Genomic DNA, 18,460 nt, shown 5'->3' with positions numbered 1-18,460 from the left:
CAAGATGGGCCACGCGGCCATGCGTCGCGCGTGTCACGACCAGCCCCTCAACTCGGCTTCCGAGAACGGCCGTTCGCGCTTCGCCCCCTCCATGCGCGCGGCCTGCAGCAGCTGCGCCATGCCGATGGCGGTGCCAGCTTGCGCCGCCAGAAAGGCGGCGGTCAGCGCGATGTTGCGGATGCTGCCGCCGGCCACGTCCGGGCGCGCCAGCCGCGTGAAATCCACGTCCGGCCCCAGTGGTGCGGCAGACGGGAACACGCCGCGCCAGATGCCTTCGCGCTGCGCCTGGTCGGGGAACGGGAACTGCACGACGAAGCGCAGCCGGCGCTGGAAGGCCGGGTCCAGCGCGGCCTTGTGGTTGGTCGTGAGGATGGCCAGGCCGCTGTAGGCCTCCATGCGCTGCAGCAGGTAGCTGACCTCGATGTTGGCGTAGCGGTCGTGGCTGTCCTTCACCTCGCTGCGCTTGCCGAACAGCGCATCGGCCTCGTCGAACAGCAGCACGGCGCCGGCCTCTTCGGCCGCGTCGAACACCTTGCGCAGGTTCTTCTCGGTCTCGCCGATGTACTTGCTGACCACGGCCGACAGATCGATGCGGTAGAGCGCCAGGCCCAGCTCGCCGGCGATGACCTCGGCCCCCAGCGTCTTGCCGGTGCCGCTGTCGCCCCAGAACAGCGTGGACAGCCCCAACCCGCGTGCGCCGGGGCCGGCAAAGCCCCAGGCGTGGTGCACCGTCAGCCGGTGCTGTGCGTGCACGGCGATCTGGCGCAGCACGGCCTGCTGGGCCTCGGGCAGCACCAGGTCGGCCCAGCGCGCGCGCGTCTCGATGCGCTGCGCCAGGCCGGGCATGCGGTGGCCGGTGCCGCGGCTGGCCTGGTGCAGCGTGGCGCTGTCGCGGGCCGCGTCCTCGCCACTGGCCAGCGCGGCGATTTGCGCAATGCGCCGTGCGCCCAGGCGGTACTGGCTGGCCAGCGTGTCCAGCACGGGCGCCAGCGGTGCGGCCTTGTCGGCCAGCGCGGCCTGCCACAGCGCGCGCCGCTCGGGCGCCTCGGGCCGCGCGAGCACATGGCGCCACTGCGGCACATCGCCCAGCGCCAGGCCGTCACCGGCCACGAACACCAGCCCGTCCAGGCGCTCGAGCAGGTGTGCGAGCGCGGTCTGGTGGTCCTGCGGTTCGCCGTGTTCACAGCAGATCAGCAGGCCGCAGCCCAGCAGCGCCGCCTCTCGCGCCCACAGAGCTGCGAAGGCCGCCTGCTCGATGGCGGCGGCCGGGATGTCGGCCGCCCGCAACCGCACCAGCCCGACGCCCAGGTCGGCGGCCACGGCGGCGGCCACGTCCTGCTGGCCGGCGCTGTCGTCACCCTCCAGCACGATGGGCGGCAGCCGGCCCGCGTGGGCCTGCAGCTGGGCCCGTAGCTCGGCCCGCACCGCCAACTGGGCCTGGCCCATCGCGGCGGCCGGCGGCACGGTGTGCAGCAGCGGCTGCAGCCGGTGGTCCAGCGCGTTGAGGCCGGCGATGTGGTGCAGCACGCGCTCGTCCAGCTTCAACCGCGCGCTGGCGATGCCGCTGGCATCGTCCAGGTCCAGCAGGCGGCAGCGGCGCAGCGGTTCCTGCGGTGCAATCGCGCTCCAGTGCGGCCCGGGCAGCACCGCCAGCGCCAGGCCAAAGCTGGCCCAGGGCCGGTGCGGCTGGCCGCTGGCCTGCGCGCACAGCGTGGCGATGCGCGCGTCCAGTTCGACGCCGGCCACCAGCAGCAAGAGGTCGCGCTCGAAGGCGCTGAGCTGGAACAGCCGGGTCAGCGTGTCGATGGCGGCCGGCGCCGGCATGGCCGCGCGCAGAGCGTCGGCTTCGGCGCCGGGAGCATCGGCCGGGCGCCCTTCCAGCAGCGCCGCCAGCCGCGCGAACTCGGCCACCAGCAGGCGCTGGTTGGCGTCGCTCCAGTCCAGCAGGCGGTCAGGGGCGTTCATGGCCGTCGTTCAAGTCGCTGTACGCAGCACACCAACGGGCTCTGGCAGCGCCACACCGAAGGCCGCGGAGCAGGCCATGCCAGGGCACCCGCGGAACTGGCTCTGCCAGGCCGCTGGGTGCGCCACCCTCGCGCAGCAGAGGGGGGGTGGCGGAGCGCGCAGCGCGGAGACTGGGGGGTGCTTCATGTGAACTCCACCGTGCTGTTCAGGAAGCGCGGCACCTCGGGCGGCGTTTGCGAGAAATCGATGATCGGGCTCTCGATGCCGTCGATGCGCAGGCGCGCCAGGTGCACGCCGATGGCCGCCTCGGCGATGGCGAAGGTCAGCGAGGTCGGCGTGGCGCCGGCCGCCAGCGGTGCGTATTCCTGCATGCCCAGGAGCAGCACGGCGCGCTGGCCGGGCCGCAGAGCGGGCGTGAAGTTCAGCGTGACCTGGGCCGAGCCATCGCCCGCGCGCGCCACCTGCTGCGGCAGGTTGCCGATGCGCGGTGCGATCGTCAGCGCCATGCGGTTGGTCTCACGCAGGCCCTGCGGCGCCGGGCGCAGCACGCGGGCCGAGACGCGGTAGACGCCGGCCGGCAGCGCCGCCTGCTGGCCGGCCAGGTCCAGGCCGATGCGGGTCTCGGCCGGGCGGTCGGGCGCGGCGGCCATGGCCGGCAGCGTGAGGTCGATCTCGAAGCGCTCGTGGCTCAGCAGCACGGTGCGGTCGGCGCCATCGAGGTGGTGGCCCTGCAGCAGCACCACATCGCCGATGGCGGCGACCGGCTGGCGCAGCGGCGGCACGATGGCGTCCAGCGTGGGCAGGGTGGGCAGCAGGCTGGGCCGCACGGCGATGCCGGCCTCCACGCCCGTGACCGGGTCGACCAGGCCGCGGCTGAGCACCGGCAACTGCGCGCGCACCGGCCGCTGCGATTCGATCAGCACCACCGAGGCGGTGTAGGCCACGCTGGGCCGCAGGTGGGCCTGCGTGGCGGTCCACAGCTTGGACATCTCCTCGTTGTTCAGGTGCTGCGGCGTGATCTTGATCTGCTCGATCTGGTCGGCCAACCCGGCATCGGCCAGCGCGCGCAGCGCCGGCGGCAAGTTGGGGCCGACGTCGGGTGAGGGGTTCAGGGCGGTGCGGATGGCCGCGCGCGTGAGCACCGGCGATTCGTGCAGCAACTGCATGGCATAGCCGAGCAGGATCTCGGCATGCAGGTCGCCGCCGCTGTAGACCGACAGCAGGTAGTGCAGGTCCAGCGCCAACGGCGGGTTGGTCAGGCGCGCGCGGCCGGCGCCATCGCGCGAGGGCAGGCCCTCGTTGCGCCAGCCGGCGTTGGGCGTCACCTGGTAGAGGAACAGGTTGATCTGCGAGGCCTCGGTGCCGCCCAGCGGCACGACGCGGTCGGGCGCCTGCAGACTCACGGTGACGCTCGCGCCCAGCACGCCGCTGACGTTGCGGTTGACGATGCCGTCGTTCAACAGATCGCGCAGCACGGCGCTGACGCCGGCGATGGCGAGCGCTGTGCTCATGCTCCCGTCCTCTTTTTTAGGTAACTGTCCAGCGACATCGGTTCGGTGCGCGCTGGCTTCGCGGTACGCGGTGTGGGCGTGGCAGGCAGGGCGGTCACGTCGATGCGGCCGATGTGGATGTGGACTTCGGTCGGTGCGTCGGCTGGTGCAGGCGCGCCAGCGGGCCAGGCGTTGGCCGCGACGGCGGTGCGCTGCGTGCGTGCGTGCGGGCTGGGGCCCGCAGCGGCGCTGTGGCCACGGTCTGGCCGTGAGGCGGGGAGCAGCGGGCTGGGCGCAACGTCGACGCGTGCCGGGCGCAGGGGTGGCGGATCTTGCCGGTGCGTGGGGAGTGTGCCGTCGCGGGGCGTCGACTGCGCGACCGGATGCTGGGGCGCAAGGGGCGCTTGGCGCGCGTGGGCCGCCTGGAAGGCCGTGGCGAGGGGAGCCGGGTGGTCGGGTTGTGGGCGTGCCGATGCGGCACGGTCGGCCGGCTCAGCCGTGCCGGTCGACGCACGCGGCGCTGGCTCGGTGGGCGCGCGGGCGCTGACGGGTCGCAGCGGGGCGGGGGCATTCGGCGTAGGGCGTGCGGCCGCCTCGATGGGGGCGGCGACATGGGGCTGCAGCGCCGTGGCGGGCGTGTGCATCGCGGGCGCGGATGGTGGCGGGGAGGCTGGCATGGCCAACTCCGCAGGCGGTGGCTCGCCATCGCCCAGCCGGTCGGCGCCGAACGGCAGGCGCGCGTCGGAGCGCACGGCCCAGCCGGTGCCGGTGGCGCGTGCGCCCAGGCGGTGCAGCAGGCCGGTCATGGGGATGGCTCCGTGCTGCGCGCTGCGTCGGACGGCCGGGCGCCGCTCATCCCGGACCCCCCGCCATGTCCAGATAGGCCGCACGCCGCGCCGGGCTCAGCGCCAGGATCTGCGGCTCGCTCCAACCATAGGCGCTGGCCAGCCGGTGCACTTCGTGCAGCAACTGCTGCGCGCGCACCTCGATCTCTTCCCACAACAGCGCACCGGCATCGAGCTGCGCGGCGCCGTCATGGCCGCAGTCCATGCAGTGCAGCGCGATGGCCAGGTCGGCCTGCGGGTCCAGTGTGTCCAGCGCCTCTTCGACCACCGCCAGGGCGGCATCGTCCAGCCGCGCCACATCGCCGGCCAGCGTGCAGCGGGCCAGCAGGGCGCGCGCGGCGTCGGCGGCGCCGGCTGCATCGGCCACGGCGGCGAGGTCGCGCAGGCTGGGCGCGCGCAGGCGCAGGCCCTCGGCTTCGGTCTCGATGCTGGTGACGGCATCGGCGTCGTCATCTGCATCGGCATCTGCATCGCGCGGCGCACCGGCCGGCGCGGTGGCGGCCAGCAGCTGCGCCGTGTCCAAAGTGAAGGCCAGGCGCTGGCCGCACTGCCGGCAATCGGCATGGCCATCGATGCGCGGGCCGAAGGTGGCGCTGCGCAGCTGCAGCAAGCTGGCGTTGACGGCGCCCAGCGGCAGGTCGGCGATGCTGTCCGCCGGCCAGTCGGGCCGCGCCGCAGCGGCCAGCAGCGCGCCGCGGTCCAGCGGATGGCGGCGTGCGCCGCGTTCCCACAGCGTCAACAGGTCGGCGCCGGCGAGGGCTTGCATGTCGATCACCGGCAGCGCTGGCGTCGTCGCATGTCAGGCCGGTTCGCTGAACGTCGGCTCGGCCGGCTCGACGACGTCGTAGTCGCGCTCCCAGCCCTCGTTTTCCAGTTTGATGGTCTGGATCGCAACCGCCTGTGCGTTGGCATCCAGATCCGGCAGGGCCTGGTATTCGGAGACCCAGCAGCGGAACACCTTGTAGGCCAGCGCCAGCTGGCCGGCCTCGTTGTAGACCTCGATGATCAAGTCCTTGCGGAAGTCCTTCAGCGAGACCTCGGCGCCCAGGCCGGAGCCGAAGTTCCAGACCTTGTTGGCCCACTTCTCGAACTCGGTGTCGTGCGTGACGCCGCGCTCCAGGGTGATGGCCTCGAACTTGTTGCGGCCTGGCGATTTGCGGCTGCTGGAAGGGTCGCCGCCCTCGCGGTGCTCCACCGGCTCGTTGCTGCGCTTGAGCGCGCCGACCTTGGAGATGCCGGCCACGTAGCGGCCGTCCCACTTGACGCGGAATTTGAAATTCTTGTACGGGTCGAAGCGGGTGGCGTTGACGCTGAACTGTGCCATTTCGTTCTTCCTCGGTCAGGTCTGGATTTGTCCAGCCATCTGCTGGATCTTGATGACGACGAACTCTGCGGGCTTCAGCGGTGCAAAGCCGACCACGACGTTCAGCACGCCCAGGTTGATGTCGGCCTGCGTGGTGGTCTGGCTGTCGCACTGCACGAAGTAGGCGTCGCGCGCGGCCTTGCCCTGGAACGCGCCCTGGCGGAACAGCCCCTGCATGAAGGCGCCGATGTTCAGCCGCACCTGCGCCCACAGCGGTTCGTCGTTGGGCTCGAACACCACCCACTGCGTGCCGCGGTACAGGCTTTCTTCAAGGAACAGGGCGAGGCGGCGCACTGGCAGGTACTTGTATTCGTCGGCGCTGGCATCGGCCCCGCGCAGCGTGCGCGCGCCCCACACGATGCGGCCGTTCACGCCCATGCTGCGCAGGCAGTTGATGCCCAGCGGGTTGAGCTGGCCGTTCTCCAGATCGTTCATGTTGAGCTGCAGGTCCTGCACGCCGTTCAGCGTGGCGTCGAGGCCCGCTGGGGCCTTCCACACGCCGCGCGCCACATCCGTGCGGGCCATGATGCCGGCGATGATGCCGCCGGGCATGAAGGTGTCGACGCGGCTGTCGCGCAGCGGGTCGATCATGCGCACGCAGGGGAAGTACAGCGCCGCGTTGCGCGCCGCCGGGCCGGCCAGACCGAGTGCAGTGCGGCCGTTCTGGGCGTTCGTCAGTGCGCTGGCGATCGGGCTGGCCCACGCCGGGTCGGGGTCGACGATCAGCATCGCGCGGCGCTGCACGCACAGCGCCATCGCCGCCTGCCAGACGTTGGGCGGCACCACGGTGTAGCCGGAGGTCGGCGTGCTGGTGTCGCGCGCCAGCGGCGGGATCACCAGCAGGTTGAACAGGTCGGCCAGCGCGAGCGCGTGCATGCCGGTGTGCGCGGCCTCGTTGCCCAGCAGGTCGTCGGCGCGCAGCGGCGGGCCGTCGTTGCCACCGGCGGCGTCGACCCAGGTGACGGTGGTGCCCGTCACGTTGGAGGCCGGCCGCGCCGCCGGCACCGTGCCCAGCGCGCGCACCAGGGTCGATTCGCGCTCCAGCACCAGCGGCAGATAGCGCGGGTCGGTCGCCGTGGTGGAAACGGCGCCCAGCGTCTCGAACGCGAACTCGTCGCGGCCCGGCCGCAGCCGATAGCGCAGCCGCAGGTTGAAGCGCGTGGTGTCGGCCGCAGGCAGGCCGTTGTCGGTGGCGTAGTCGACGGCGGCCGACAGCCGGCCGCCCCAGGCGCCGACGCTGGAGGCGGTCAGCACCAGCGTGCCCAGCGTGATGGTGGCGGCCGAGGCCGGGTCCGGCGCGTCGGCGGCGTCCGGGTCGACGGCGGTGCCGACCACCCGCACCACCAGCGCCAGCGCGCCGCCGTTCAGGTAGAAGTCGCGCACCGCATAGCTCATCGGGCAGTCCAGCGCCAGGCCGCCGAAGCGTCGTTCGTAGTCGGCGTAGCCGGTCAGCATCACCGGTTGCTCGGTCGGGCCGGTGGCGGCGCGCCCGACGAAGGCCGTGATCGACGTGGCCACACCGGTCAGGGTGCGCACCCCACTGGGCACTTCCTCCACGTAGACACCTGGGTAACTCAGGGCACTGGGCATAGATCCCCCTTCATGAAAGAACCTCACACACGCAACGGCCCGGGCGCGGGTCCATCGGCCGGTGGGGCCGTGGGCACCGCCCGGTAGACGGTCTGGCCATCCAGGCCCGACCAGGACTCCATCTCCCCGCCGGCCACCAGGAGCGCGACCGCCTCGCGAACGACTTCACGCCGCACCCCCATCCATTGCGGGGGCAACCACCAGGCAGCGATCCACTGCAGCGTGTCGCAAGCATCCGGGTGCGCGGCGACGTAGCGGCGCAGGGCCACCGCCACATCGGCTACAGCATCCATCTCCGGCCACGCGTCACGTTGGGACCACCACAAAGTCACGAGCGTGCTCGGCAGTGCCAGAACCGTGCCATCCACCTGCGGTGTGCAAGTGGTTGATTTACAAGGGCGCTGGCGTGGCCGGCCGGGGGCGGGCCGTGTCGTGCGCCACACAGCTAAAGGCACGCGACGTGGCGCCAGCCGACGTGGCCGCGCGCTGTGTCGCGGCCGACACGGGTGTGCCGCTGTGGACACGCAGCGCATCGCCTGAAAGGCACGCGCATGGGCCAGCGCATGGGCCTGCGCCTCGGTCAGCATCTGGCCTACGCCGGGACGGCGCGGGGTCCCCGAACTGCGAGGCGCTGCTGGCCCCAGGCTCCAGCCATCGTCAACACAACCGCTTTTTTGATCCCATGATTTCAACCACCGTTTCGCCATCCAACGCCGCCATGGATGGCGCCCGACCGCCCCAACTGGTCCCCACACTGATCTCCCGGGTCGTGTGGGGTGCCGTGTTTGCCGGCGTCGTCATCGCCATCGCTGTGCAGATGGTCCTGAGCCTGCTGGGTGCGGGGATTGGCCTGAGCACGGTGGATCCGTTGCGCTTCAGCAGCCCGGACATCTCGACGTTCGGCATCGGCGCTGGCGTGTGGTGGGCCGTCAGCAGCGTGATCTCGCTGTTCGCAGGCGGCTGGGTGGCCTCGCACATGGCTGGCACGTCGGAGAAATCCGATGCCGTCCTCTACGGCCTTCTGACCTGGGGCCTGGCCACCATCGTGACGGCTTACCTGCTGGCGTCCGCCGTCAGTGCCGTGGTGCGCGGCGGTGCCAGTGTGGTGGGCACGACCGCCACGGTGGCGGCAGGCGGTGCGGCGGCGGTGGCCGGCCCTGCGGCCGACATGGCCAAGAAGCAGCTGGAGGCTGCCGGCATCTCCTGGGATTCGATCAAGACCGAGGCCGAGCAGCTGCTCAAGCAGACCGGCAAGCCCGAGCTGACCCCCGGCGCCCTGGAAGACAAGGCTGAAGCCACGGCCGACCAGGCGACCCAAGCTGCAGCCAACGCCGGCACCGATGCCAACGCGGCCGGCGAGCTGAAGGCGCTGGTCCAGAAGATCATCGATTCGGGCAAGGACACCGTCGACCAGGTGGACCGTGATGCGGTGGTCAATGTCGTCATGGCGCGCTCGGGCCTGACCAAGCCGGAAGCCGAGGCACGCGTCGACGGCTGGATCAAGACCTACCAGGACGCCCGCGTGAAGTTCGCAGAGCAGAAGGCCGCAGCCGAAGCCAAGGCGCGTGAGATGGCCGATGCAGCGGCGAAGGCGTCCTCGCAGGCCGCGTTGGCGGGTGTGGTGGCGCTGTTGCTGGGTGGCTTGGCCGCGGCCGGTGGCGGCCTGGCCGCACGCCGCCGCGAACTGGCGATTGGCGAAGTGCGCGGCGCTGTCGCGTACCGCAGCTGATCATTCATCGACCTTTCACACAACGAAGGCAGACTCTCATGTTCCGACTGATCAAACTCGCTCCTTTTGCGCTCATGGCCTGGCGTTGGTACCGCCGTCAGGCAACACCGGCCAGCCTGTCGCGTGGCGTGCGCAGGCGCTGACGACAGCGGGTGCCGCGCCTGCGTAGGCGTTGCCCGACACGCCGATTCGCAGTGGGCTGGCAGCTTTCGCAGCCCACGCCCGTTAACCTGAACAGGCTTCGAAAACCCAGCCGGTCCCAACCGGCGCAACCGAGGAAACATACATGAACTCCGATCAAGTCAAGGGCGCCCTGAAGGACGCAGCCGGTAGGGTGCAAGAGAAGACCGGCGAGTTGGTGGGCAGCCGCGAGCAGGAAGCCAAGGGCATTGCCAAGCAAGTCGAAGGCAATGCACAGCAGAGCGTTGGCGACGCCAAGGAAGCCGTGAAAGACACGACCCGCAAGATCTGATTCTTACCCTGCGAAGATGAGACGCGGCCTTGGGCCGCGTCTTGCGTTTCGCCCCTACACCCGTACAACACTCACAGGTACCACGATGCGTCTTTTTGTTGGCTGCGACATGTCCTTGGAGGCATCCGAACCGTGTCCTACCGTTGCGATGCTGCGCCCGCGCAGCGGCGAGGCGCAGTGGTTGGCCAGCGAGAACTACCAGTTCGACCCACCAGTGCGCCCCACCGAGCACGTGGACGCCTACGGCAACCTGTGCCAGCGCTTCGAGATCGCACCGGGGCCGATGCGCATCCGCTGGAGCGCCATCGTCGAGACCGAAGAGTTCATCGCCGTCGAGCCCAACGCGCCGGCCACCTCGGTCAGCGGCATGCCGCCCGATGTGCTCGTCTACCTGCTGCAGAGCCGCTACTGCCCCAGCGACAAGCTGGGCGACAGGGCCCAGCAGATCGCAGGCACGGTCGCGCCCGGCTACGCGCAGGTCGAAGCGATCCGCGCGTGGATCCACCAGAACATCACCTACCAGTACGGCGTGAGCGAAGCGACGACGGACGCGATCGACACGCTGAACGCAGGCGCCGGCGTGTGCCGCGATTTCTCGCACATCGGCATCTCGCTGTGCCGCGCGCTGCGCATCCCCGCACGCATGGTCGTGGGCTACCTCTACCAGCTCGATCCGATGGATCTGCACGCCTGGTTCGAGGCCTACATCGGCGACCGTTGGTACACCTTCGACGCCACGCAAGAGGAGCCGAAGGGTGGCCGTGTGGTGGTGGCCTACGGGCGCGACGCCGCAGACGTGGCCTTCATCTCCAACTACGGCGGGCTGACCACGCATTCGCTGAAGGCGTGGGTGCAGCTGGACGAGGGAACGCCGCTGTTCTAGGCCGCGCTGGTCGCGCGCGGCCTGCCACGCGCTGCCGATCCGACGGGGGCCGGCCGGCCTGTCGACATGGACTGACGGTCAGGGCCCGCCGGGTGGCGGCGTTTTCACGCCGTACTTTTTGGCCAGCCGGCTCAGCGATGCGCGCTGCAGGCCGCCCATGCGCGCGGCCTCGCTGATGTTGCCGCTGCTGCGCGTGAGCAGGGCCTCGACAAAGCAGCGCTCGGCCTGTTCGGCGGCAGCGCGCTTGGTGGCGCGCAGAGTGGGCAGCAGCGCGGGCGCGCCGCATGGGTCTGCCGGTGTTACAGCCACACCCAGCTCAGGCGCGACGCGCAGCAGGTCGGCCTGCTCGATGCGCGCGCTCTGGCACACGACGTGCGCCTTCAGCAACACATGTTCCAGCTGGCGCACATTGCCCGGCCAGTCGAAGGCGTGCAGCAGGTCGGCGCAGCCTTCGCCCAGCACGCGCGGCTGGCCATCGGTCTGCTGCGCGGCCTTGGCCAGCAGGTGGGGCACCAGCATGCGCAGGTCATCCCTGCGGGCGCGCAGCGGCGGCAGAGCAACGCGGAAAGCGTCCAGCCGGTAGAGCAGATCGTCGCGGAACTCGCGCGCGCAGGCTTTCTCGCGCAGGTCGACGTTGGAGGCAGCGACGATGCGCACGTCGGCCTGGTGCAGTTCGTTGCCGCCCAGCGCGCGGTAGCTGCTGTCCTGCAAAAAGCGCAGCAGCGCGCCCTGGCCGCGCGCGGACAGGGCCTCGACCTCGTCCAGAAACAGCGTGCCGCCTTCCGCCTGGCGGACCAGGCCGGTGCGCGCCTGGCCGGCATCGGTGAAGGCGCCGCGCGTGTGGCCGAACAGCTCGCTTTCGACCAGCGCATCGGGCAGCGTGCCACAGTTGACGGGGATGAAGGGGCGGTGGCGGCGCGGGCTCAGGTAGTGCACGGCGCGGGCCACCAGTTCCTTGCCGGTGCCGGTTTCGCCGACGATCAGCAAAGGCGCTGTCCACGCGGCGTACAGCGCGACCAGGTCCATGGCTTCGCGGAACGGGGCGCTGCTGCCGACGAGGTTGGCGGCCAGCGCGGCGGTGGTGTCGGCGGGCGGGGCGGCAGGCCGGGCGGATCCCGGCGTGTTGGCGCGTGCCAGCTCCAGCACGGGGTCGCGCCCTGCAGCCTGGCCAGCCCAGCCGGGAAGCGGTTCGATGCTGCTGTGCGCCGCGCGGTTCGCTGGCGTGCTGTGTGTGTGCATGCGTGACAAGCCTCCAACACGATCACGGTTCTCGGCGGCGCGCCGCAGAGCGTCGTGGCGGACTCTACAGGTTACACGGTGCAAACGGTGTTGCTGTTGTGTTGCCCGCAAGACGTGTTTTGTCACGAATGAAGGTCAATGCGGCGCGCCGGGCGCCGGCCAGCCGGCAGCCTGTCAGGCGCCGCGCCCCACCAGCGCCACTGCGAACACCAGGGTGCCCAGGGCCAGATTGAGCGCCACCAGCTGGCGTACGGTGTTCAGCGCGGCAGCGCCATCGTGCCATCGCTGGTCGGCAACGGCCCGGCGCAGGGCCGGGAAGGCACGACCGCGCACCAGGCCGTAGACCACCGTCATCACCAGCGCCAGCGTCAGCATGGCGTGCACGCGCCAGTGCGCGCCCTTGAAGCCGCCCTGTGCCATCAGCATGGCCAGGCCGCTGAGCCAGATCAGGGCGAGGGCCACGTCCACCCCGCGCAGGAAACGCGCCAGCGCGCCGGCCATGAACGGCAGGCGTTGCGGCGGCTGCAGCGTGGCAACGGCAGCAAGGCGCACGACGAAGTGCATCGTCGCCATGCCGCCGACCCAGAAGGCGGCGGCGATGACGTGCAGGAACAGCAGGAAGGCAAAGAGTGTGGGGTGCATCGGACCATCATCCCACCGCAGGCGGAACGCCGCCCGGTCCATGGCAACATGGCGCCCCGCGCGTGGGGCCAAACGGCCTGTGGCGCTGCCCACCACCACGAGGACCGACGCGTGCACAGCCGCATTCAGAGTGTCGATGTGCTGCGCGCCGCCGCGACGGTGTGCGTGATCGCGATCCACACGACACCGTTCGAACGCGCGGGCTCGCCCCTCGGCCAGGCGGTCGACGTGGCGCTGCTGGTGAACCAGCTGGCACGCTTTGCCGTGCCGCTGTTCTTCGTGTTGTCGGGCTACTTCTGGGCGCAGAAGGTCAGCGATGCGGCCGGTGTCATGGCACCGACGCAGCGCACGAGCCGGCGCGTCGGCTTCCTGTTCGTGGCCTGGTCGCTGGTGTACCTGTGGCCGTTCTATCCGGTGGGTGGCGGCTCGCATGGGTCGGTGCCGCAGGAGATCTACTGGAACCTGGTGCGCGCGCTGCAGCGCCCGCTGGAGGGGCCGCGCCTGCATCTGTGGTTCCTGCCGGCGCTGCTGTGCGCGCTGTGGGTGTCGGCGGCGCTGCTGGAGCGTGGGCGCGTGCGGCTGCTGGTCGTGCTGGCGGTGCTGCTGTATGCGGTGGGGCTGGCGGGCATGGCCTACCGCGACAGCCCGCTGGGCTTTCACGCCAACTTCATCTTCCGCTTCGGGCCGTTTTTCGGTACGTTGTTCTTCGTGACGGGCTATGTGCTGCAGCGGCGTGGGCCCCGGCCGTCATGGCTGGCCAAGGGCTGCGCGCTGGCTGTGCTGGGCGTGCTGCTGCAGGCGGCCGAGGTGCTGTGGCTGCACAGCACCTGGGGCACGACGATGGCGCAGGACTACGTGGTCGGCACCTACTTCTATGGCCTGGGCATGGCGATGGTGGTGCTCTCCGATGCGCCAGCGCTGCGCATGCCGCGTCTGGCGGCGGTGGGCGCATCGGGCCTGGGCATCTACCTCACGCACCTGATGTTCGTGGATTCGCTGGTGCCGCTGGAGCGCCGCTGGAGCGGCCAGGCGTGGTGGGAGATCGGCTACGTGGCGTTGGTGTTCACGGCGGCCTATGGCTTCACGACGCTGCTGGCACGCTGGCGCGTGACGCGCAAGCTGGTGGAGTAGGGCGGGCCAGAGCCACGGCGACGCGAGGCGCCGCTGCAGCCGGCCGCAGCTGTGAACCAGAGGGCGCGTGCGTTCAGCGCGCGCCGACGGCCGTGTCCGGGAAGTCGCTGAACAGCCCGTCCACCCCGGCTGCGTAGAAGCGCTTGTACTCGCTGGCCGGGTCGCCCTTGTCGTCCGAGGGCAGGCCTGGCAGCTCGTTGCGGAAGGTGTAGGGCACGACCATCAGCCCGACGGCGTGGGCGTTCTTGATGACATCGGTGGTCGGCATCACCACGCGGTCGCGCCCGTCGATGCGGCCGTCGGCGTTCAAGTCGTCGGGCCGGCCATCGTTGTTGGCATCGACCTGGCGGGTCGGGATCAGGTAGGGCTTCCACGGGCCGATCATGTCGGCGTAGGTCTTGATCTCGGCCAGGCCCGTGGGCGTGAGCAGGCTGGCGAAGGTGCGCGCGTCACCTGCCACCGCGAAGTCGTAGGGTTTGTCGTAGGGGGCTGTGAGGTCCATGGTGCCGTCGGCGTTGACGTCGTTGGCATCGATCAGCTGCACCAGGCGGATCTGGGTCTTGGTGCGCAGGTACTTGAGGTTCGAGACCTCGAACGACTGCACGACGACGGGCGAGCTCTTCTGCGTGTAGCCGTAGGTGGCCAGGATGTCGAGCAGCCGGTCTTCCAGCTTCAGGCCCAGGTCCACATGGAAGGTGGGGTGCTTGGTCTCGGGGATGACGCCGATGGTGCGGCCCAGGCGCGTGCTCTCGCTCTTGGCCAGGTCCAGCACCTCTTGCAGCGTGGGGATGCGGAACTGTTGGTTGAAGCTCTGGTCGCGCGCGGCGTTGGTCTGCTTGGCGAACAAGGTCTTGAGCTCGGCCAGCGTGAAGTCGGAGGCGAAGAAGCCGGTCTCGGGCTGACCGTCGACGATCTTGGTGGTGCGGCGGGCCGCAAACTCGGGCCGCGTCTCGACGTCGGTGGTGTTGGTGATGTTGGGCTCATGGCGCGCGACCAGGTGGCCGTCCTTCGTCGCCACGAGATCGGGCTCGATGAAGTCGGCGCCCATCTGGATGGCCAGCAGGTAGCTCTCCAGCGTATGCTCGGGCCGGTAGCCGCTGGCGCCACGGTGGCCGACGACCAGCGGCTTCTCGCCATTCAGCGTCGGGTAGCCGTCGTCATCGCCGCCGCAGGCGGTCAGCAGCGTGGCCGCGGCCAGGGCCAGCGCAAGGGCGCGCAGAGTGTGCTTGGTGTTGTGGTGCATGGGGTGTCTCCGTTGGAAGTGCAGCCCTCCAGTTTCACTGGTCTGTGTGGCAGAACGGTGATGCTGTTGTGACCGATCGGTGACAAGGGCGACGCGCATCTTCGCGCGGCGGCGGCGGGGCGGCAAGGTGGGGGAGGGTTGGTGGCGCCCACCCCGCGTGCGCAGCGCGCAGCGGGTTGCGGCCAGGGCGGCGAGCAGGTGGCGACGGTGCACGGCGGAGTTGGAAGGGCAGGCCGTAGGCGGTCAGCCGGGAACGCAAACGCCATGCCGGGCGCGCATCATCGAATCGGTGGATGGCGGGGCGGCGGGTGGCATCCATGATGGTGTTGATCCGCCACATGACCCACCTTGACAGGACAGCGCCGATGCCGACCCTCCACTACCCTGCGCCCGAGCTCTTGCAGACGGGGGATCTGCTGTTTCCCAAGGCGATGCCCGACGCGGGGCTGGCGTCGTCGCACATGCTCTGGTCTGGCCATGCGGCGGCGTTGACGACGCTCTCGCTGCGGACCAACGCGCGCGCTACTCTGGGCGTGCCAGGCGGGCGCGAGAAGATGGCGGACTTCCTCGACCCGGAACTGGTGCATGCGGCCCGCAAAGGCGTTGCCTACGACGTCAGCGGACTGCTGGCGCGCCCCAGCGCGGCGGAGCACCCGATCGGGTCGGGACCTGACCTGCTCGCGTTGGGTGTGCGTCTCAGGTTGCTTGCCAAGCCAGTTGCAGGACTGTCACCCAAGGAGCTGGCGGTGGCGGAGCAGATGGAAGATTTCGGTTTCACATTGCTGACGAAGGGGGCCGCGAAGACTGACGAGGCCGAAGACCCGGTGCGCATTGCGCTGATGTTCTTCATCCTGACCAAGGCCTTTCCCAAGCTGATCGATGACTGGCTGGGCATGGAGGTGCGCGAATTCGTGCAGCATCCGCTGTGCGAGTTGCTGACCGGGGCTCTGCGCCAGCCGGCCGATGAGGGCTTCTTCGTCGGCCACGTGGCCATGGTCCTGCGTGAGACCGATGGTGCGCACGACCCCGCCGGCAAGGTCTGGGTGATCGAGGCGAACGCCACGGACTATGCGCACTACAGCGTGTCGCTGCATCCGTACTTCGTCGAGGACGAGCCATTGGCGCCGCTGGCCCAGCGGCGCGTGCGCGGCTGGCTTAACCGGCGGCTGGCGCTGGGCGAGAGCGTCTGGTGCAGCCGGCACGAGGCGCTGCAGGCGGACGACGGCGACGCTGCGGCCTGGGCCCGGGTGGAGGCCCTGCGCGCGCAACTGGTGCCGTTGGCCAAGCAGTACCTGGGGCGGCGCTATGGCTTTTTCGACGACCCCACATTCGGCGAGACCGGCCGCTTCTACTGTGCCGAGTTCGTGCACCGCGTGTTCTGGGAGCTGGGCGGCGACGCCATGGGGCTGAACCAGCATTGCCAGTGGGAATGGCTGCTCGACAACAGCGCGTTGCTGGGCAGCACGCAGTTCGTTGCGCGCATGCACGCGGCCGTGCAGGCCGAGGGCTTTCGCGAGCGCATCCGCAACAAGCCCTTCTTCCTGCTGACGCTGCCCATGCTCTACGCGTGCCAGCGGCTCGTGCGGCGCGACGCCGGGGGCACGCCTGACTACATGCCCCGGCCTGTCTGAGGCCGGGCGCCCTGGTGTTCAGAAATACTGCGCCAGGAAGCGGTTCCAGAACTTGCGCTGCGGGTTGTAGGTGGCGATGGCCTTGGCCTGGTCGGTCCAGCCGGGGTAGGCCTTCTGGAAGAAACTGTTGTCCGCAAAGCCGAAGTAGGGCAGGTAGTAGCTGCCTCGCTGGTCCAGCACGAAGCGCGTGGCCGCAGTCACCCAGCGGTAGGCGTCGGCATCCGGCGTGCGGCCCTGGTCTGCGCTGGTCGTGGTGCCGATGTCCACATCGATGGCCAAGCACACCATGGGCCTGGCGGCGCAGTACGCCAGCCAGGGTTGCGCGGTGTCAGCGCGCACCAGGCGCAGCGTGGTGCTGAGGATGTTGGCGCCGCCGTCTTGAAAGATGCCGCCGAGGTGGCGGATCTGGTCGACCAGCGTCGGGCCATCGTCGGCCGGCAGGAAATACTCCAGCAACACGTCGCAACGCGCGCCGTCGCGCTGACCCGCGAAATCGACCGAGGCGCGCAACCAGTTCACGCGCGACTTGATCTTGGGCGGGTGCAGTGCCGAGTCCTGCGTGGTGAACTGGGTCGCCAGCACTTGCCACGCGCGCACGCGCACGTCCACATCGCTGCGGGCAGCCGACCAGCCGGCGCGCAGCATCTCCGATTCTCCCCAGGCGTCTTCCTGTAGCGGCGTATCGGCCGCCGCCGTGGCGCCGGTGTGCAGGTATTGCACCGCTATGGCCGTATCGTAGAAGTGGTACGCGGAACCTGCGCGCTCACCGCTCACGCAGCAGAGCCAGCCGTAGAACAGGTGTGCGTCCTTGAAGTTGCCCTTGGCCCTGGCGAGGTCGCATAGGCCCTGCGCCAGACCGGTCAATCCGATTTTCGTGCCCTGCTGCCGCAGAAGCACATTCGGCACCACATCCAACGTGGCCTGCAGGATCAGCCCGCAACTGCCATAGCCTCCGATGACGGCGCGGAACAGGTCTGCGTTCTCGGTGGGCGAGGCCGTCAGTTCGCGCCCATCGCCGCACAGCACGCGCATGCTGCGCACGGTGGTGGATACGGGGCCGCAGCGCGGGTCGCGCCCATGGCAGTTCACGCTGATCGAGCCGCCGACCGTGAAGTGCGGGCTGGACTGGTGCACGGCCGGGGCCAAGCCGAGCGGCGACAGCACGCGGTGCAGCGCGCTCCAGGTAACGCCGGCATCGACCGTCACCGTCTTGCGGTCCTGCGCCACGGCGATGGTCTGGTTCAAATTCGCCGTCAACAGCATGCGGCCCTGCTCTGCCATCGTGTGCCCGCCCTGGCTGTGGCGCATGCCGGCCAGCGAGAGTGGCGCTGTCGTGCTCGCGCCTTGCAGCAGCCGCGTGGCCATGTCCGCGTGGTCCAGGATCGGCATGTCGCGCACCATGGTGCGGTTGAGTCCGACCAGGTCTTCGATGGGCAGGGTCATGGTGGTCCTTCAAGGTCTGCGGAACGCGTGCGAGTCGATCAGCCCCATTTGCTGCGCCTCGAACACCGCCTCGCTGCGCGAATGCACGGCGAGTTTTTCGTAGATGTGGCGGATGTGCGTGGCAATCGTGCTGACGGCCACGCCCTCCAGCCGCGCGATCTCGGCGTGGCTGAAGCCGCGCGCCACATGGTTCAGCACGGCCGTCTCGCGCGGTGTCAGCATGGCCGGCAGCGGCGCGGGCTGGCCGGCGGACGGTGTCAGCCGAAAGCGGCGCAGCACCTGCCGCGCGATCACCGGTGTCATCGGCGCACCGCCGGCCCGCAGCTCGCGGATGCGCGCGGGGATCTCGTCGCTGCTGCTGTCCTTGAGCAGGTAGCCGCCAGCCCCGGCCTCCAGGCTGCGCAGCACGTGCGCCTCATCCTCGTACATGGTGATGACCATGATCTCGGTGCGCACGTGGCGCTGGGCGCAATAGGTGATGACGGCCAGGCCCGGCAGATCGGGCAGGCCCAGGTCGGTCAGCAGCACGTCGGGCGCGTGATGCTCCAGCCAGGCCAGTGCGTCGCGGCCGTTGGTGAAGGTTTGCTGGACCTGCATGTCGGGCGCGGAGTGCACGGCCTGCACGAAGCGCTGCAGCGAGGCGGGGTCGTCCTCGACGATCACGACGGTGATGGATGCAGCAGATGGCCCGGTCATGCAACCCATGATAGGAGGGGGTCCCACATCGGCCGTCCTCCAATTGGAGGATGTCGGCACGAGCAGACCGCACACACGCCGCGCACCGAACCGGACAA

At 70.1% G+C, this 18,460-nt stretch carries 17 protein-coding genes; 5 read left to right on the top strand and 12 right to left on the bottom strand.

Annotated features, from left to right (window positions below):
• Positions 1-33: 33 nt before the first annotated feature.
• The 7 genes from AC099J_RS12440 to AC099J_RS12410 form a co-directional block, all read right to left on the bottom strand.
• The gene (locus AC099J_RS12440) at positions 34-1,965 is read right to left on the bottom strand and encodes an ATP-binding protein (protein WP_479615571.1); all 1,932 of its coding nucleotides are present in this window, start codon (positions 1,963-1,965) and stop codon (positions 34-36) included.
• Between the two features lie 182 nt (positions 1,966-2,147).
• Positions 2,148-3,476, bottom strand: a complete 1,329-nt coding sequence (locus tag AC099J_RS12435) for a Pvc16 family protein (protein WP_479615570.1) — start codon at positions 3,474-3,476, stop codon at positions 2,148-2,150.
• Complete coding sequence (locus AC099J_RS12430) at positions 3,473-4,261, bottom strand: hypothetical protein (RefSeq protein WP_479615569.1); 789 nt, start codon at positions 4,259-4,261, stop codon at positions 3,473-3,475. The genes AC099J_RS12435 and AC099J_RS12430 overlap by 4 nt, the downstream gene beginning before the upstream one ends.
• 46 nt (positions 4,262-4,307) lie before the next feature.
• The gene (locus AC099J_RS12425; protein ID WP_479615568.1) at positions 4,308-5,066 is read right to left on the bottom strand and encodes a hypothetical protein; all 759 of its coding nucleotides are present in this window, start codon (positions 5,064-5,066) and stop codon (positions 4,308-4,310) included.
• 33 nt (positions 5,067-5,099) lie between these two features.
• Positions 5,100-5,624, bottom strand: coding sequence for a phage tail protein (locus AC099J_RS12420; RefSeq protein ID WP_479615567.1), 525 nt, complete (start codon positions 5,622-5,624; stop codon positions 5,100-5,102).
• Positions 5,625-5,639: 15 nt separating this feature from the next.
• Complete coding sequence (locus AC099J_RS12415) at positions 5,640-7,253, bottom strand: phage tail sheath family protein (RefSeq protein ID WP_479615566.1); 1,614 nt, start codon at positions 7,251-7,253, stop codon at positions 5,640-5,642.
• 23 nt (positions 7,254-7,276) lie between these two features.
• On the bottom strand, positions 7,277-7,546 hold the full coding sequence (locus AC099J_RS12410) for a hypothetical protein (RefSeq protein ID WP_479615565.1): 270 nt from the start codon (positions 7,544-7,546) through the stop codon (positions 7,277-7,279).
• A 389-nt stretch (positions 7,547-7,935) separates the two neighbouring features.
• Here AC099J_RS12410 and AC099J_RS12405 point away from each other — a divergent pair, with 389 nt between their 5' ends.
• From AC099J_RS12405 to AC099J_RS12395, 3 genes are all read left to right on the top strand, one after another.
• Positions 7,936-8,982, top strand: coding sequence for a hypothetical protein (locus AC099J_RS12405; protein WP_479615564.1), 1,047 nt, complete (start codon positions 7,936-7,938; stop codon positions 8,980-8,982).
• Positions 8,983-9,268: 286 nt separating this feature from the next.
• Complete coding sequence (locus AC099J_RS12400) at positions 9,269-9,454, top strand: CsbD family protein (RefSeq protein ID WP_479615563.1); 186 nt, start codon at positions 9,269-9,271, stop codon at positions 9,452-9,454.
• Between the two features lie 148 nt (positions 9,455-9,602).
• The gene (locus tag AC099J_RS12395; protein ID WP_479615562.1) at positions 9,603-10,337 is read left to right on the top strand and encodes a transglutaminase domain-containing protein; all 735 of its coding nucleotides are present in this window, start codon (positions 9,603-9,605) and stop codon (positions 10,335-10,337) included.
• A 78-nt stretch (positions 10,338-10,415) separates the two neighbouring features.
• On the opposite strand, the gene AC099J_RS12390 is transcribed toward AC099J_RS12395, so the two are convergent.
• Positions 10,416-11,576 carry a sigma 54-interacting transcriptional regulator gene (locus AC099J_RS12390; RefSeq protein ID WP_479615561.1) on the bottom strand — a complete coding sequence of 387 codons (1,161 nt, stop codon included), beginning with the start codon at positions 11,574-11,576 and terminating at the stop codon, positions 10,416-10,418.
• Positions 11,577-11,750: 174 nt separating this feature from the next.
• Positions 11,751-12,218, bottom strand: coding sequence for a CopD family protein (locus AC099J_RS12385; RefSeq protein ID WP_479615560.1), 468 nt, complete (start codon positions 12,216-12,218; stop codon positions 11,751-11,753).
• A gap of 111 nt (positions 12,219-12,329) precedes the next feature.
• On the opposite strand from AC099J_RS12385, the gene AC099J_RS12380 reads away from it, so the two are divergent.
• Positions 12,330-13,349 carry an acyltransferase gene (locus AC099J_RS12380; protein WP_479615559.1) on the top strand — a complete coding sequence of 340 codons (1,020 nt, stop codon included), beginning with the start codon at positions 12,330-12,332 and terminating at the stop codon, positions 13,347-13,349.
• Positions 13,350-13,422: 73 nt separating this feature from the next.
• Here the strand turns inward: AC099J_RS12380 and AC099J_RS12375 are convergent, their stop codons facing one another.
• The gene (locus AC099J_RS12375) at positions 13,423-14,592 is read right to left on the bottom strand and encodes a glycerophosphodiester phosphodiesterase (RefSeq protein WP_479615558.1); all 1,170 of its coding nucleotides are present in this window, start codon (positions 14,590-14,592) and stop codon (positions 13,423-13,425) included.
• A gap of 365 nt (positions 14,593-14,957) precedes the next feature.
• Between AC099J_RS12375 and AC099J_RS12370 the strand changes: the two genes are divergently transcribed.
• A complete protein-coding gene (locus AC099J_RS12370; protein ID WP_479615557.1) occupies positions 14,958-16,223 on the top strand; it encodes a hypothetical protein in 1,266 nt (421 codons plus the stop codon).
• Between the two features lie 18 nt (positions 16,224-16,241).
• Here AC099J_RS12370 and AC099J_RS12365 read toward each other — a convergent pair whose 3' ends face one another.
• Together AC099J_RS12365 and AC099J_RS12360 are read right to left on the bottom strand one after the other, a co-directional pair.
• Entirely contained in the window at positions 16,242-17,666 is a 1,425-nt protein-coding gene (locus AC099J_RS12365) for an FAD-binding oxidoreductase (RefSeq protein WP_479615556.1), read from the bottom strand.
• Positions 17,667-17,675: 9 nt separating this feature from the next.
• A complete protein-coding gene (locus tag AC099J_RS12360; RefSeq protein ID WP_479615555.1) occupies positions 17,676-18,362 on the bottom strand; it encodes a response regulator in 687 nt (228 codons plus the stop codon).
• Between the last annotated feature and the right edge of the window lie 98 nt (positions 18,363-18,460).

The sequence above is a fragment of the Rhodoferax sp. RT4P68 genome (assembly GCF_056521305.1).
The sequence above is the reverse complement of the archived record's forward strand: the minus strand, read 5'-3'. Positions and strand labels throughout refer to the sequence as shown.

Coding starts and splice junctions, on each gene's coding strand:
- AC099J_RS12390 (WP_479615561.1), bottom strand. CDS start 11,576: ATGCACACACACAGCACGCCAGCGAACCGCGCGGCGCACAGCAGCATC.
- AC099J_RS12420 (WP_479615567.1), bottom strand. CDS start 5,624: ATGGCACAGTTCAGCGTCAACGCCACCCGCTTCGACCCGTACAAGAAT.
- AC099J_RS12415 (WP_479615566.1), bottom strand. CDS start 7,253: ATGCCCAGTGCCCTGAGTTACCCAGGTGTCTACGTGGAGGAAGTGCCC.
- AC099J_RS12375 (WP_479615558.1), bottom strand. CDS start 14,592: ATGCACCACAACACCAAGCACACTCTGCGCGCCCTTGCGCTGGCCCTG.
- AC099J_RS12425 (WP_479615568.1), bottom strand. CDS start 5,066: ATGCAAGCCCTCGCCGGCGCCGACCTGTTGACGCTGTGGGAACGCGGC.
- AC099J_RS12430 (WP_479615569.1), bottom strand. CDS start 4,261: ATGACCGGCCTGCTGCACCGCCTGGGCGCACGCGCCACCGGCACCGGC.
- AC099J_RS12410 (WP_479615565.1), bottom strand. CDS start 7,546: ATGGATGCTGTAGCCGATGTGGCGGTGGCCCTGCGCCGCTACGTCGCC.
- AC099J_RS12435 (WP_479615570.1), bottom strand. CDS start 3,476: ATGAGCACAGCGCTCGCCATCGCCGGCGTCAGCGCCGTGCTGCGCGAT.
- AC099J_RS12405 (WP_479615564.1), top strand. CDS start 7,936: ATGATTTCAACCACCGTTTCGCCATCCAACGCCGCCATGGATGGCGCC.
- AC099J_RS12440 (WP_479615571.1), bottom strand. CDS start 1,965: ATGAACGCCCCTGACCGCCTGCTGGACTGGAGCGACGCCAACCAGCGC.
- AC099J_RS12400 (WP_479615563.1), top strand. CDS start 9,269: ATGAACTCCGATCAAGTCAAGGGCGCCCTGAAGGACGCAGCCGGTAGG.
- AC099J_RS12360 (WP_479615555.1), bottom strand. CDS start 18,362: ATGACCGGGCCATCTGCTGCATCCATCACCGTCGTGATCGTCGAGGAC.
- AC099J_RS12385 (WP_479615560.1), bottom strand. CDS start 12,218: ATGCACCCCACACTCTTTGCCTTCCTGCTGTTCCTGCACGTCATCGCC.
- AC099J_RS12365 (WP_479615556.1), bottom strand. CDS start 17,666: ATGACCCTGCCCATCGAAGACCTGGTCGGACTCAACCGCACCATGGTG.
- AC099J_RS12370 (WP_479615557.1), top strand. CDS start 14,958: ATGCCGACCCTCCACTACCCTGCGCCCGAGCTCTTGCAGACGGGGGAT.
- AC099J_RS12395 (WP_479615562.1), top strand. CDS start 9,603: ATGCTGCGCCCGCGCAGCGGCGAGGCGCAGTGGTTGGCCAGCGAGAAC.